At 42.7% G+C, this 14,124-nt stretch carries 12 protein-coding genes, 1 tRNA gene and 1 riboswitch; of the genes, 6 read left to right on the top strand and 7 right to left on the bottom strand.

Going from position 1 to position 14,124, the window contains the following annotated elements; genetic code table 11:
• Positions 1 to 118 precede the first annotated feature (118 nt).
• Positions 119 to 691: a rhodanese-like domain-containing protein gene (locus U0035_RS16190; protein ID WP_114793099.1), complete on the bottom strand. Its 573-nt coding sequence runs from the start codon at positions 689 to 691 to the stop codon at positions 119 to 121.
• Between the two features lie 633 nt (positions 692 to 1,324).
• Positions 1,325 to 1,399 (bottom strand) — tRNA-Arg (locus U0035_RS16185).
• A gap of 272 nt (positions 1,400 to 1,671) precedes the next feature.
• Here U0035_RS16185 and U0035_RS16180 point away from each other — a divergent pair.
• The gene (locus U0035_RS16180; RefSeq protein WP_245957834.1) at positions 1,672 to 2,475 is read left to right on the top strand and encodes a DUF6496 domain-containing protein; all 804 of its coding nucleotides are present in this window, start codon (positions 1,672 to 1,674) and stop codon (positions 2,473 to 2,475) included.
• A 63-nt stretch (positions 2,476 to 2,538) separates the two neighbouring features.
• Here the strand turns inward: U0035_RS16180 and U0035_RS16175 are convergent, their stop codons facing one another.
• The 5 genes from U0035_RS16175 to U0035_RS16155 form a co-directional block, all read right to left on the bottom strand.
• Positions 2,539 to 3,120 carry a MarC family protein gene (locus tag U0035_RS16175; RefSeq protein WP_114793076.1) on the bottom strand — a complete coding sequence of 194 codons (582 nt, stop codon included), beginning with the start codon at positions 3,118 to 3,120 and terminating at the stop codon, positions 2,539 to 2,541.
• A gap of 103 nt (positions 3,121 to 3,223) precedes the next feature.
• The gene (locus tag U0035_RS16170) at positions 3,224 to 5,101 is read right to left on the bottom strand and encodes a TonB-dependent receptor plug domain-containing protein (RefSeq protein ID WP_245957833.1); all 1,878 of its coding nucleotides are present in this window, start codon (positions 5,099 to 5,101) and stop codon (positions 3,224 to 3,226) included.
• Positions 5,102 to 5,191: 90 nt separating this feature from the next.
• Positions 5,192 to 5,395: riboswitch (cobalamin riboswitch) on the bottom strand.
• Between the two features lie 268 nt (positions 5,396 to 5,663).
• On the bottom strand, positions 5,664 to 6,143 hold the full coding sequence (locus U0035_RS16165) for a DUF6691 family protein (RefSeq protein ID WP_114793072.1): 480 nt from the start codon (positions 6,141 to 6,143) through the stop codon (positions 5,664 to 5,666).
• Positions 6,144 to 6,153: 10 nt separating this feature from the next.
• Positions 6,154 to 6,474: a YeeE/YedE family protein gene (locus tag U0035_RS16160; protein WP_317048843.1), complete on the bottom strand. Its 321-nt coding sequence runs from the start codon at positions 6,472 to 6,474 to the stop codon at positions 6,154 to 6,156.
• Between the two features lie 279 nt (positions 6,475 to 6,753).
• Positions 6,754 to 7,545 (bottom strand): sulfite exporter TauE/SafE family protein, encoded by a 792-nt coding sequence (locus U0035_RS16155; RefSeq protein WP_114793071.1) that lies wholly within the window; start codon positions 7,543 to 7,545, stop codon positions 6,754 to 6,756.
• Between the two features lie 259 nt (positions 7,546 to 7,804).
• Between U0035_RS16155 and U0035_RS16150 the strand changes: the two genes are divergently transcribed.
• From U0035_RS16150 to porM, 5 genes are all read left to right on the top strand, one after another.
• The gene (locus U0035_RS16150; protein WP_114793069.1) at positions 7,805 to 9,139 is read left to right on the top strand and encodes an APC family permease; all 1,335 of its coding nucleotides are present in this window, start codon (positions 7,805 to 7,807) and stop codon (positions 9,137 to 9,139) included.
• On the top strand, positions 9,140 to 10,309 hold the full coding sequence (locus U0035_RS16145) for a trans-sulfuration enzyme family protein (protein ID WP_114793067.1): 1,170 nt from the start codon (positions 9,140 to 9,142) through the stop codon (positions 10,307 to 10,309).
• Positions 10,310 to 10,521: 212 nt separating this feature from the next.
• On the top strand, positions 10,522 to 11,736 hold the full coding sequence (gene porK / locus U0035_RS16140; RefSeq protein WP_114793063.1) for a T9SS ring complex lipoprotein PorK/GldK: 1,215 nt from the start codon (positions 10,522 to 10,524) through the stop codon (positions 11,734 to 11,736).
• A gap of 48 nt (positions 11,737 to 11,784) precedes the next feature.
• The gene (locus U0035_RS16135) at positions 11,785 to 12,411 is read left to right on the top strand and encodes a GldL-related protein (RefSeq protein ID WP_114793061.1); all 627 of its coding nucleotides are present in this window, start codon (positions 11,785 to 11,787) and stop codon (positions 12,409 to 12,411) included.
• 152 nt (positions 12,412 to 12,563) lie between these two features.
• On the top strand, positions 12,564 to 14,075 hold the full coding sequence (gene porM / locus U0035_RS16130) for a type IX secretion system motor protein PorM/GldM (RefSeq protein ID WP_245957832.1): 1,512 nt from the start codon (positions 12,564 to 12,566) through the stop codon (positions 14,073 to 14,075).
• Positions 14,076 to 14,124: the final 49 nt, after the last annotated feature.

The following is a 14,124-nucleotide window of genomic DNA, read 5'->3' as shown; positions in this document are numbered from 1 at the left end:
TCCGCAAAAACAGGTAGCGAGGGCCTCCCCGCCGGAACGAAGCAGTCTGGCAGAGCCTCTTTCCGGAATGGGCTCTTTCCCAATAATTCAGGGAGCCAGCCAATTTGAAAAGCGAATACTAGTTTACAGTTCCCTCAAACTGAACCCGGTTATCCGACATATTTACCAATTCATCCAATTCATAAATATTCTTATAGCCATAACCATACAGGTTAATATAGGTAGGAATATTTAAAGCCAGTGTAAGCGGTGTATGGTTATTAGCCGCAGAGGGTGCTGCTGTTTTGGTGGCGAAGTTCACCTGGTCGCCCATAAAATTATTATTACAGTAAATCAATATGCGCGTATTAGCATCGGGTATAAGCCGGGCCAGGTTCGTTTGTGTAAAATCGGTGAAAGGAAGGGAGATGGCGCCCTTCATGTGCCTGGCTGTATAACGGTTTGCCGAGCGGGTATCCAAAACAACGGTGTTCGGTTCTTTTTGCATCTTTAAAAAATCATTGAGGCTTACTAATCTTTGTTGCCGGTATTGCTCTACCTGGCTTACCAGCCCTTTGAAGTCGCCATAATTCGCAAGCGCCTTAGGATAATTGCCCGTTTCAGCAGCATTACTTTTATTACAGGAATAGATAACAATGATGGCGCATAGCGCTGATAATGACAAAGCCAGGACAGAAAGTTTTTGATTCATATTGCATTTGTTAAGGTTACGAGCATCCATTTTTCGTAACAGAGGTTTAAAAATCAGGATTACTATCTATTGAAACGCGTGAATAATTACAAACGCAACAGTATGTAAACCGACTGAGAAAGAATACAGTAAGACCAAAGACAGTTTTACCTGCGTTATGCTCCCGAAAACGTATCTGAAGATTTACACAGTGACCCTTGCAGTAATAATCAAAAGCTACACTTTTTATTACCTAGGCATCATACAAAATTGGTGGTGTTTTTGGTGGCCTCGCCCAGAATCCCCGCCTGCTGTGCGGCCGGGCAAGCCCATCTGAATGACATAGTCCGGCAGCCTGCCAAGCTAAGTCGGGCAGGGAACTGGGATCTGGAGCTTCGGAAACTAGAAGCCCTCTATTTTATCTTTCAGATAACGTCTCCCCGCACCTGTTTTAAAATACTTCTCACGGGCCACGGCTTCTGCCCGGGTTTCAAATGCTTCAAAATAAACTATGATAAATGGAATATAGAAGAAGTTTTACCTGCGTTATGCTCCCGAAGACGTATCTGAAGATCTGCACAGTGACCCTTGCAGTAATAATCAAAGGCTACACTTTTTATTACATAGGCATAATACAACGCAGGCTGTGTTTTTTGGTGGCCTCGCCCAGAATCGAACTGGGATCTGGAGCTTCGGAAACTCTTATACTATCCATTGTACTACGAGGCCATTATTTTAAGAACTAATACCCCTTGGGTTGTTCCTATTCCAAACATATTTCGGACCGATCTTATACTATCCCCGTCCGAACGGCGTTCAGCCGGGCGGGCATTGTACTACGGGGCCGGCTATATCTGGCAGCGCGCAAAATTAAAGGAAAAAGGTTACTCCTGCGCAATTTTATGAAAGCTACCTCTATATTAGTGGTACACTTTTTGAAATTCTTCTTATTTACGAATACTTCTCATTCATTTTCTAACCTCGCATTAAATTCCAACATTATGGCTAAATATTCAAAAGCTGCCGGCAAATCTGTTAAAAGTGCAGTAAAAAGAATGAAAAAAGGCACGCTCACATCCGGCAAATCGGATAAAAAAGTAACCAGTAAAAAACAGGCAATAGCCATCGGCCTTTCAGAAGCCCGTGAAAAAGGCGCCAAAGTACCTGCTAAAAAAACCGCAGCGAAGAAGGCTGCTCCTAAAAAGCCTGCCCGTCCAGCAGGCGGGGGAGCAGCGAAAAAGAAAAGCCCGCCTAAAAAGAAGGTCGCGGCAAAAAAAACTGCGGCAAAAAAGTCCAAGGGGACTCCTTTGAAGAAAGCAGCAACAAAGAAGGCAGCTGTAAAGAAAAAAGCAGCGCCTAAAAAATCTGCTCGTACGGCTGCGAAGAAGACCGGTGGCAAAAAGAGCGCACCGTCGAAATCGCCTGCTAAAAAAGCAGCGCCTAAAAAATCCGGTGCAAAATCCACAACACCCAAAGCAGTATCAAAAAGCAAGGCTAAGGAAAAGCCTTCGAAGGCGAAGGCAAAAATGCCGGGCGAAACTTCAGATACAGGAGAATTCATCAGCACTCCAACAACAGATAATGTAAATGATCCTGTAACCAATGCAGATGTTAATAATATTGTTACACCGGAAACCGAGAGTGATCAGGCGGTCTTTTCAGCCACAGTACCCAACCAGCAATACATGCCGGAAGATTTCAAGGCATCGGCACAAGATCCCTATCACGGTAATATAAATCCTTCTAAAGCGAAAACCTCCCAAAAGCCTTCGGGTAAAAAACCGCTTTGGGATAACAGGAAATAATCCGACTCCATATAAACACAAAAGCTACCGAATTCCGGTAGCTTTTGCTTTAGCATTATACTTTTAGTGATTAAGTAATCCCGCTGCGTTTGCCGCGAAAATTTTCACCGAGATCGCTAAGAGAATCACGCCGAAAAACTTCCTGATGGCGATCAGCCCGCTGGGTCCCAGTAGTTTTGATATGCCACTTAAGGATTTTAAAACCGTGTAAATAACAATGAGGTTCAGTACAATTGCAATAAGAATAGTATACACACCATAGTTGGCTTTTAATGACATAATAGTTGTTAGGGTTCCGGAACCGGCAATTAAAGGGAATGCCAGTGGCACTACCGTTGAAGCTTTTACATCGCCATCTGATTTAAAAAATTCTATACCCAAAACCATTTCCAATCCCAGTATAAAGATCACAATAGAACCGGCCACCGCGAAGGATTTTACATCAAGTCCTAATATGTTCAGTATCGGCCCGCCCAAAAATAAAAACAAAAGCATCAGAGCCCCTGCAATAATGGTAACCCGAAATTCCCGGATGCCCCCGGCTTTATTTTTTATAGAAATCAGTATCGGCACAGAACCAATGATGTCTATAATCGCAAAAAGGGTGAATGCAACAGTAAGAATTTCTTTATAGCTAAAATTCATATCAGCCGGTTTGTTTGGTTACCAATAGCAAATGCCATACGAATATAAACCATTGTTCCCGGTATTCGGATAGTTAAAGGAGCTCCTCCTGTCAACTCCTCAATTACAGTCTGAACCTTATTCCCGCATTTAACGATCTGCCTAAAACACTGTACCCATACACCTCATAGTAATCCGCATCCAGCAGGTTGCTTACCTGCGCAAATACCCTTAATCTCGACTTCAGGAAAGAATACTCACTGTAGATATCCCAAAGGCTGTAGGAGGCAAGCGGCACGGTTTGCTGTCCATAAGGTGGAATAGATTCAAAATAAAGATCGGCTCTTTTACCAAAATTCTGGAAGTTTGTGCTCACAAATAGCGCTGGTGTTACCTGATAACCCAGGCTCAATCCCAATGTGTGTTTGGGGCGCTTAAATAAGTTATTATAAGTGGTATCGCCGTTTACCGCTGCTGTTGTTACCTTACCTTCAACAAAAGTGTAGAATAATTTTAACTGGATATCATCATTAATATTAATGGTAGGTTCAATTTCAATACCATGGTCCTTTTGCCTGTTATAATTAGTGTATTGTCGATTTTGATAGGCAATAATATTTTTTGTATTACGGTTAAATGCAACTACTCTTATGTTCCATTTTTCGTCAACGCCTATATACTGTATCCCCCCTTCAAGTGTTCTGGACTCCTCAGGTTTCAGCAGCGGATTTGCACCAAACGATCCATACAATTCTGACAAAGCCGGTGCCCTGAATGCAGTTCCGTAATTTACAAAAACCTTAAACTGATCATTAACCAGGTAGGATGGGTTGACGGAATAAGTAAATGTGTTACCAAATTTAGAATGGTTATTAAGGCGTCCGCCCAGTTCAAGGTTAAAACCGTTCCAGTCTTTCAGAAATAAAGAGAGATAAGGACTGATCATTTGTATACTGGTGTCGAGGCTGGTTGCATTAGGATTTTTCATCGTAATATCATCGTACCGTAATCCTAACAAGGTTTGAAAATGCCGGTGCCAATCCACCCTGTTAAAAAGCTCAGCTGTTTTTTTATTTCCTTCAAAAGCTTTTACAAATCCATCGGGATAGGCACGTTTTACATTATCAAAAGAAAAAATACCGGTTACCGATCCCTTGTCGAAACTATACTGAGCCTGGGTTCCCGCAGAAAGCAACTCGCTCGCAAAACGATTGCCTCCGCCGATAAAAGCATCATTGGCAAAGCTGCTTTTAAAGTATGCATACCTGAAAAATGGCTTAACATGAAAGTTACTGGTAACCGCACCATCTATATCAATACTCAAGGAATTTCTCAACATGCCATTACGGGGAAAACTTTGTGTGCCTATTTTATCTTTCGCTTCGGCAATACCTCCGGTTTCATCATGCATAAAAGAGATGTTATAGGAAGATTCATTAAAGCTACCGTTTAATCCGGCATTCGCTTTGAGCGTATTATACCTTCCATAACTAATTCCACCGTACAAGTTCGCGGCTTTTCCTTCCCCCTTCCTGGTAATTATATTGATGACCCCTGCTATTGCATCGGTGCCGTATAAAGTGCTCTGTGCTCCTTTTAAAATCTCCACCCGTTCTATTGACTCAACCGGCAGCACTCGCAGGTCAAACGCGCCACCTACACCAGTAGGATCGTTTACCGGAACACCGTTGATAAGAATAACAGTATAGGCATTAGCTGCTCCCCGTAAAAAAACACTTTTATCTTTTCCCGGATTAGTATTAGCGCCATTAATAATCACCCCTGCCTTTTCGTTCAATAGCTGGGACAGGTCTTTGCCTCCTGCCTTATCAAGATCAGCCCTGCTGATAACATTCACCACCTTACCTGTTTCGCTCAGCTTTTTGGGAAATCTCGTTGCTGTTACTGTTACCTTCTCCAGATCCTGATTCATCACCTCTTGTTGCGCCTTTAATGATGTGGCTGATGCAAATGCCAACATCGATAGAATTACTTTTTTCACTTGTAAAGTGTTTTAGTTGAATGGCGGGGCAAAAGGAAACATAAACGCAGCAGCGGTTACATTTCACGCTTTTCACCCGAAAGCCTGAATAATATAATGCGAAAATTGGCAGGTCTTCTGGCTTGGCTTCATTCCGGCTCCCTTCCCATGCGCCGGCCGGCACACAGTGGATATGAGCGAAACACTGGATTCTAGAAATCCGTAAACCTTACAGCTACGGGGATAGCGCCGGACTCACACCGGACTTCCCTTTTAACTCCGCTAACCGCGGAGACCAAAAATCGCCGCAAAAGTACAGAAATGTATTAAGTTTGTTTGAACATGAACAGACGGGGCCTAAAATACCTGCCCCGCTGGTTTCACTTCGTTTGCCCGGCAGCTGCATTTTTGCATAAGTGAATTGCTTACGTTTTAATTTAGCGGGAACACCTTTACAACATTCATCAATGGTTACAAGCGCCGGAGGAAACGCCGGCCCCCCGAGAAGGCAGATGATCCCTACAGAGAGCTAGTTACGATAAAATATTTTAGTATCGGCTCATAGTTAAAGGAAAGCTTTCTCTTAATGGGGGAGCTTTTCCTTTATATAACCATATACCCAGGTACCTGCAATAGCGCTGAGCAACACGACTATCACAACGGTAAACCCTGAGCCGATCTGTGCGAATAAAGGACCCGGACAGGCGCCGGTCATGGCCCAACCCAGTCCAAACATAAGTCCTCCGAAAATCTGTCCTTTATGAAATTTCTTAGATTGAAAAGTAACAGGAGTTCCATCTATGGCCTTTAAACCGAACTTCTTTATTATCCAAACTGAAATAACGCCAACGATCACCGCACTTCCTATTACACCGTACATATGAAAACTCTGCAGCCTGAACATCTCCTGTATCCTAAACCAGGAAACGATTTCCGCCTTTACAAATACAATTCCAAATACCATACCTACAAGTAAATACCTCAAATTATATGCAATACCGGTATTAGGGGTGCGAGCATTGTCATCAGGCTGTACTTCAAAATCAGTAACCTTATTGTTCATTAAATCAGTTTTATAATTTCATGATGACTGGAAGTAATACATTGGCCATAACAAAGCCACCGGTCATAAAACATATGGTTGCCACCAGGGATGGCCATTGCAGATTACTGAGTCCCATAATGGCATGGCCACTTGTACAGCCACCTGCATAACGGGTGCCGAAGCCAACGAGGAATCCGCCAACCACCAACAATATAAAGCTCCTCAAGGTTAATAAATGTTGCCAGCTAAATATTTCCTGTGGTAATAAATGCCGGGTATCGGTAACATTATAAGTCCGAAGCTCGGCAGCCAGCGCGGGTGTTATGGATACTGCGTCCCCATTAGACAACCCATGCGCAGCTATAAACCCGCCAACGAGAATACCTGCAACAAAAAACAGGTTCCAGATTTCTTTTTTCCAGTTGTATTTAAAAAAAGGGATGTTGGCCGGAATACAGGCGGCACAAATATGTCTCAGGTTTGCCGATATCCCAAAATGTTTATTGCCTACAGTAACAAAGTGGGTACAATCAGCCCTATCAGCGGGCCGGCTATATACCAGGGCCAGGGTTTTCGAATTAACTCTATCATATTATTTATAAAGTTAGCCAAATAGCCCATCATGATGTTAATGCCCGGACAGACCTGTTAATTCATGAAAGATGATATAAATACCGATTAATAAAACAAACCAGCCAAAGCTCTTTTTTAGAGTGCCCCCGTCTAATTTCTGGCTGATTACTGAGCCGGCCAGAATACCTATAACAGATATCCCTGTTATTTTTAGCAGCAGCGGCCAATTCATTTGATGATGAGTTACATCATCTGCAAAACCTATAAGACTGTTAAGTGTAATGATCACCAGCGAGGTACCAATCGCTTTCTTTATGGGAAGCCGGAGCAATACCGTTAAAGCAGGAATTAACAGGAAGCCACCACCGGCGCCCAGCAAACCGGTTACTAACCCTACAGCAATCCCATACAATGCGATATAGCCAACCCCGGTCCGGCGAACAACAGTGCTCTCCTTTTCTGCCCTGATCATTGAAAAAGAAGACACAATCATGAGAATAGCGAACAATAACATGGTCAGAAGAGACACTGGTACCTGAAACCCTGCAATACTCACAAATGAAGGCAGATGAGGAATAAGATAATGACGTATACAGAAAACGGTAATGACCGATAACACTCCAAATACCACAACGGTTTTAAAGTCAACTTTCTTATTGGCGAAGCTATTGATCGAGCCTACCAGGCTGGTCACCCCCACTATAAATAATGAGTAGGAAGTGGCGAGCACCGGCGATACCTGGAAAAGATATACCAGTATGGGAACAGTTAATATAGACCCACCACCGCCAACCAGGCCCAGGGTTAGGCCAATTAATAATGCTGCTATGTAGCCTGCTATCTCCATATATATTGGTATACAAATATGCATATTTTAATTATGAATAATATTCCGCCCGCAACTTTAAGGGTTCAGCAAATGGAAGTCTTTATTATTTAAACCACCAGAGAATTATCAGCTTTCAATAATTCTTTATCTTCAGTGCCAACAAAACGCTTTCAGAAAAAGGGAGCACCCCGCGTAAATCATTCGACTTTTAAACACATGACTTGAGAAAACAACGCATACCCGCCATTGCAGCTTTACTGCTTACAAAAATTCATACATGAAAAAACAGCTTGGTCTTTTCGATCTCACAATGATCTGCGTATCCTTTGTAATAGGAATGGGTATATTCAGAGCCCCGGTAAATGTAGCTAAGGCAACTCCCGATGTGCTGACTTATTTCCTTTGCTGGCTGGCCGGAGGCATTGTTGCTTTTTGCGGAGCGCTGACCTATGCCGAAATAGGCTCGCGCATTCCTGCCACAGGCGGATATTATAAGGTATTTTCCTATGCCTATCATCCTTCTATAGCGTTTGCCATCAATTGCATCATCCTGGTAAGTAATGCGGCTTCCCTGGCAATGGTTGCCCTGGTGGGCAGTGAATACCTTTCGGGGGTATTGTTTCCCGCATCAACCGAGATCAAAACCGTAGAACTTTTATTTGCTATCATTGCCATCATCATCTTTTATGGCGTGAATATGCTGGGGCTCAGACTAAGCTCCCGTACCCAGAATATCCTGATGATCATCAAAATAGGGATGGTTCTTTTGCTGATCGTATCTGTTTTATTGGCGCCCGCCGCGCCTGTTATAAAACCCGAAACTACTACAACAACAGCCTTTACAGACTATATCAAAGCTTTTGGGATCGGCCTGGTTGCGGTAAGCTTTACCTATGGAGGTTACCAGCAAACCATCAATTTCGGAGACGAGGTAAAAGATCCGTTACGAACAGTACCACGTAGCATCTTCTGGGGTATTTTTATTATTGTGTCTCTATATCTCCTTGTAAACTATGCCTACGTAAGAGTAATAGGTTTTGAGCAGCTGAAGGACAGTAAGAATATCGCCGCTATTATGGCTTCAAAAGTCCTGGGCACCAAGGCCGAAAATATTCTATCCGTATTATTGTTCCTGGGCGTGCTGGGTTATATCAATGGCTCTCTGTTAAGCAATCCGCGGGTTATGTATGCCATGAGTAATGACAAAGTGCTCCCGGCTTTATTTTCCAGAACCAATACAAACGGCGTCCTCACTTCCTCATTAACTATTTTTTCACTGATCGCGGTACTCGTCGTTTTCTGGGCCGAAGAGTTTGACAAAATACTGAGTTTTTCCATTTTCCTGGATTGTTTTGGTATGGCACTTTCAGCAGGTAGTATCTTTTATTTCCGAAGAAAAAAACGACACCTGGATGGAACAGGCATTTACAGTATGAAGCTTTATCCGCTGTTGCCGGTTATATTTATCGCGGCTTATGCTTTCCTGGCTATCAGTATCGCGGCCGACTATCAAAAGAATGACTATGCAGCTTTAACCGGTTTGATTGTATTGACATTTTTTATCGCTGTCTATTTTCTATTCTATCGAAAAAATAAAAAAAAATCCTTATAAATGGACCTCTCACATATAATAAATGAACTCGGCGAAAACAGGGATCAATATTTCAATGCGATAGCGCCACCGATTTGGCAGGCCAGTAATTTTTCGTTTAAAGATGTAGAAAGTTTTAGTAATGCTTTCGAAGACGAACGAAACGATTATATCTATAGCAGGGGCATTAATCCTACTACAGATATCCTTCGCAAAAAGCTGGCAGCTTTAGAGGGCTCGGAAGATTGCCTGCTTTTTAGCAGTGGCGCAGCTGCCATCTTTGCCGGGGTATTGGCTAATGTAAAAGCGGGCGATCACATCGTATCAGTAAAAAATCCGTATAGTTCCGCAAAAAAAATGTTCGACGCCATTTTACCGCGTTTTAACATAACCGTAACTTACATTGATGGTAGACAGGCTGGCGACTGGCAGGAAGCAACCCGGGACAACACGGTTTTATATTACCTGGAGTCTCCCAATAGCTGGACTTACGAGCTACAACCATTAGCAGAAATTGCGCGGTTGGCCAAAGAAAAAAATATTATCACCTTTATAGATAACACTTATTGTACGCCTGTTTATCAGAACGTAGTTGAATTGGGTATCGACATCGCTATGCAAACAGCTACCAAATACATTGGTGGTCACAGTGACACATTGGGCGGCGTTCTTTGTGGGACAAATGTCATGATGAAAAAAATTTTTGACACAGAATTCATGACAATTGGCAGTGGGTTGCAGCCATTTAATGGCTGGCTGCTACTGCGTGGCCTGAGAACCCTCCCCATGCGCCTGGAGCGAATCAATCAAACTACCACCCAGATGATCCGGTTTTTAGAGTCTCATGAAGCAATTCAACGGCTCATATTTCCCTTCCATCCGTCTTTCGACCAATATGACCTGGCTAAAAAACAAATGAAAGCTGCTTTGGGGTTGGTTACCATTGTTATTAAAAATAAAAAAAGGTCGGCTATCATTAAATTTTGTGAAAGCTTGCAACATTTTTTAATGGCGGTGAGCTGGGGTGGGCATGAAAGCCTGGTTATTCCCCGCTGTGCCTTTGTTAAAGAAAATGTGTATGACGAGGAAAATGAAAGTCATCGTCATATACGGTTATATTTTGGCCTTGAGGACCCTGATTACTTAATAAAAGACCTGCAAAATGCACTTTCACAGTCTGCATCAGTTTAGGCGCCCGTTATAAATTATTTATTAAAAATCCGATGCAACAATCGGTTTTGTCTAAAAAAAGATAGGTTTCATCCTTTTTAAAACCAAACCCAGCTAAACGCCGAAGGCCAAATATGATGCAACACTTATATTTGCGGAACAAATTCCTTTTTTGGTATATGTTTTGCTCGAAAAATGAGTTTCGCAAAGTTTTAAACCTTATCTGATATAACATGAAGAGACTTCTGGCTGTAGTATTTGTTCTTTTTTTAGCGACAAATTTTTCTTCTGCCCAAAAAGGGCAGCGATTAAAGAAACTGGTTAGTAAAAAATCTGATATCTCTGCAACGTTACCTTTATCTGTTGTTGAAATTCCTACCGGAACCTTTGTAATGGGAGATGAAGCTGATACTTCCTCGGTTTTGAAGAAAGAATTGTCTAAACCCGTGTTGATCAGCGGATTTTATCTGTCGCAGACAGAAATCACCAATGCGCAGTACAAAGAATTTGTTTATTGGGTGAGAGATTCTATTGCCGCACGCACGCTGGGTGGAGAATACGTTACCATTATTGCAGGTGACACTGCTGTAAACTGGAAACAGGCATCAAAAATCAACTATGCCGATCCCCAGATTATGAGCCAGTTAGGCGATTTGCTGATGGATCCTTCTAAAACCATCAATAACAAGAGAACGATTGACCCTCAAAAGCTTGTTTACCTGTTACAGGGTTTTAACTACCAGGAGGCTGCAAAAAAAGAAAATAAGGATAAGGCGCCAAGTGAATTCATTTATAAGTATTCTGTTCCCGTTTACCCCGACACACTTACATGGATGAGGGATTTCGGATATTCGAATAACGAGCAGATGGCTGTGGGGTATTTCAGCAGCCCTAAATTTCAGAATTACCCGGTTGTTGGTGTAAGCTGGAACCAGGCCAACGCTTTTTGCGACTGGATGACCAAGCAAAAGATCAACACTTACCAGGCCAAGAACAAAATGGCCGAAGGGGGAAAATGTCGTCTGCCAACAGAAGCAGAATGGTCCTACGCTGCTAGCCTTGATATTGCTGGTAACGAGAAAAAGAAATCTTCGAAATCGAAAGATAGCGATCAGGTTGATGTAGAGGCACAGGGTAAGATCTTCCCGGTTTATGTAAATGATAGTAAAAAAGGTCAGGCAGGACTTTACAATATGGCGGATAACGTATCGGAGTGGATGATCACCTCTTATTACGAAGGCGGTGAAAATTTCCAGAACCGGTTTAATCCTGACATACAGTTTGGAACACCTCAATCCGAATCAAAATTCCAGAGAAGAAAGGTATTAAGAGGCGGAAGCTGGAAAGATTCTCCGTCAATGGTTACCACGAGTAACCGGTCTTACGAAGATATGGATGCCACTCACTCTTACATTGGTTTCCGCGTAGTAATTAATCTTCCGGAATAACTACAAAAGCATAAATAACAAATAAAACATAATAAAAAAACAAACTATATGCCGGCAGAAAAAAACTCCAACATCCAGCGTTATTTGAATATTTTCTTCTCATTGGGCGCTGTGCCTGTGTTATTAGGAGCCCTGTTCAAACTTACTAATACGGCTCCCATCGGAGACCCGGACACCTGGTTAAAATTTGGTATGTATACGGAGGCATTGGTGTTTTTAATATATGCATTGATGTATGCATTTAAGCCTGAAGCGCTGGATGATGCTACCACCGTAGCAGTGGTGGAAGCGGCGCCTGCTAAAACAACCCGTACCGGCAGCGCATTGGCATCTATGGATGAAATGTTGCAGGCAGCGGACATTACACCTGATTCATTAAACAGGTTAAGTGAGGGCTTTAAATCATTAGAAACCAACATTAATAAGATCAGCAGTGCTTCTAACAGTGTTGTTGAAACAGAAGAATATGCCAAGCAGGTAAAAGAAGCTACACTTTCTATTCACAGGGTAAATACCTATTATAATAAGCTGGCGGAAACTTCTCATGCTTTAATTAACAGTGCTGAAGATGCAAAAGCCACTCAGAAGGAAATGGCAGAACTGGCTAAAAACCTTGCAAAATTAAACCAGGTTTACAGCAGCATGATCTCTGCTATGCAAATGAAAGGTGCATAAATATTATATACCGGCAATATCTACGTACCGGTATTTTCTCAAAAATGTCTTCGAAAGCTACTGCAGCAGTGGTGTATCAGAAGAAATGGAATCTAAAATTGAATATTGAGAACTCCTGCATCTCAAATCAAAACATAAATCGGCAATAATTTATGGCTTTACCTAAAGAGCCCCGGCAAAAAATGATTAACGTGATGTATTTGGTGCTTACAGCATTGCTGGCACTGAATATATCAAGCGAGGTATTAAATGCTTTTAAAACAATGGATAAAAGCTTCTCTAATGCCAGCGCTACCATTGATAAAAAAACAGCAACCATATTTTCCTCACTTGAGAGTAAATTAAATGATCCCAAAACCAGGGACCTGGCAGCGATATGGAAACCCAAGGCCGACCGGGCTAAACAGCTGTCCGATGAAATGGTTGCTTATATAGACAATGTAAAGACCCAGATCACCAATGAGGCTGGTGGCGCAAACGGCGGACACTTTAATGCGAAAAACACCAATGCTGCTACCAAAGTATTAGTAGATGGCGATGGCGGACAGCAACTGTTCAATAAATTAACCGACTATAAAAAGAGCCTGTTGGGTATTGACGCTAAAATCAACGCCCAGTTCCAGAATAGCCTGCCACTTGATCTGACCATGCCGGATGTGCAGAATAAGAGCAATAAAAACTGGGAGGATGCCTATTTTAGAAGAACCCCGGCAATTGCAGCCATCACGGTTCTTTCGAAATTTCAAAGTGATATTAAAAATGCTGAAGCCCAGGTAGTTGAATACTGTCATAACCAGATTGGTGAAGTACAGGTAGTGTATGATGAGTTTCAGGCCCTGGCCACGGCTAATGCGCAGTTTCTTTTACCAGGTAGTGAGTTTACGATTACTGCAGGGGTTGGAGCATTCAGTAAAAACGCAAAGCCTACCGTAACCATTGACGGAGCAGCAGTACCGTTAAATGCTAATGGCCTGGCAGAATATAAAACAACTGCTGGTGGACCGGGCACTTACACCAGGAAGGTCAATATCTCTTTTGTAAAACCTGACGGTACTACTGCTACGCTTTCAAGAGATATCACTTATACGGTAGCATCTCCCACAGGCCTTACAGTAAGTGCTGACGCTGTAAAAGTACTCTATGTAGGGTTGGATAATCCGATATCTGTAGGCGGTGGAAGCGGAACAAATGCAGCTAACCTTCGTGTATCCATTAGCCAGGGCTCTATTTCTGGCAGCGGTGGTAAATATATTGCAAAGGTGACCACACCCGGAACCGCAAAAGTGACCGTCAATGACGGTAAACAGTCTACCAGTTTCGATTTCCGGGTAAAATCGGTACCAACACCTACTGCCATGGTGGGCGCCAGCCGTGGCGGGCGTATGCGGGTTAATGAATTTAAAGCACAGGCAGGTGTGAGAGCAGAGTTGGAAAACTTTGTATTTGAAGGTGTTAAGTTTACGGTTGTAGAATACACGATGACTTTTACAGGCGCAGGGTACCCAGAGTTTATGCATAAAGCAGTATCCGGCAACTCATTTAACGCGGTACGCAGCCTTATCGAAAGGGCAAGGCCTGGAAGTACCATCACCATCGATGAAATAAGAGCTTCGGGGCCTGGCGGAACCCGGGCATTACCTCCAATTGCATTTAACCTTTTCTAATAATATGATTTGGTTTAATGTTTGCGGGCTAGATTATCACATTGGGCAA

It is taken from the genome of Niabella yanshanensis (assembly GCF_034424215.1).
GTDB lineage: Bacteria > Bacteroidota > Bacteroidia > Chitinophagales > Chitinophagaceae > Niabella > Niabella yanshanensis.
Note: the sequence above shows the minus strand (reverse complement) of the source record. Positions and strands in the feature narration are given on the sequence as shown.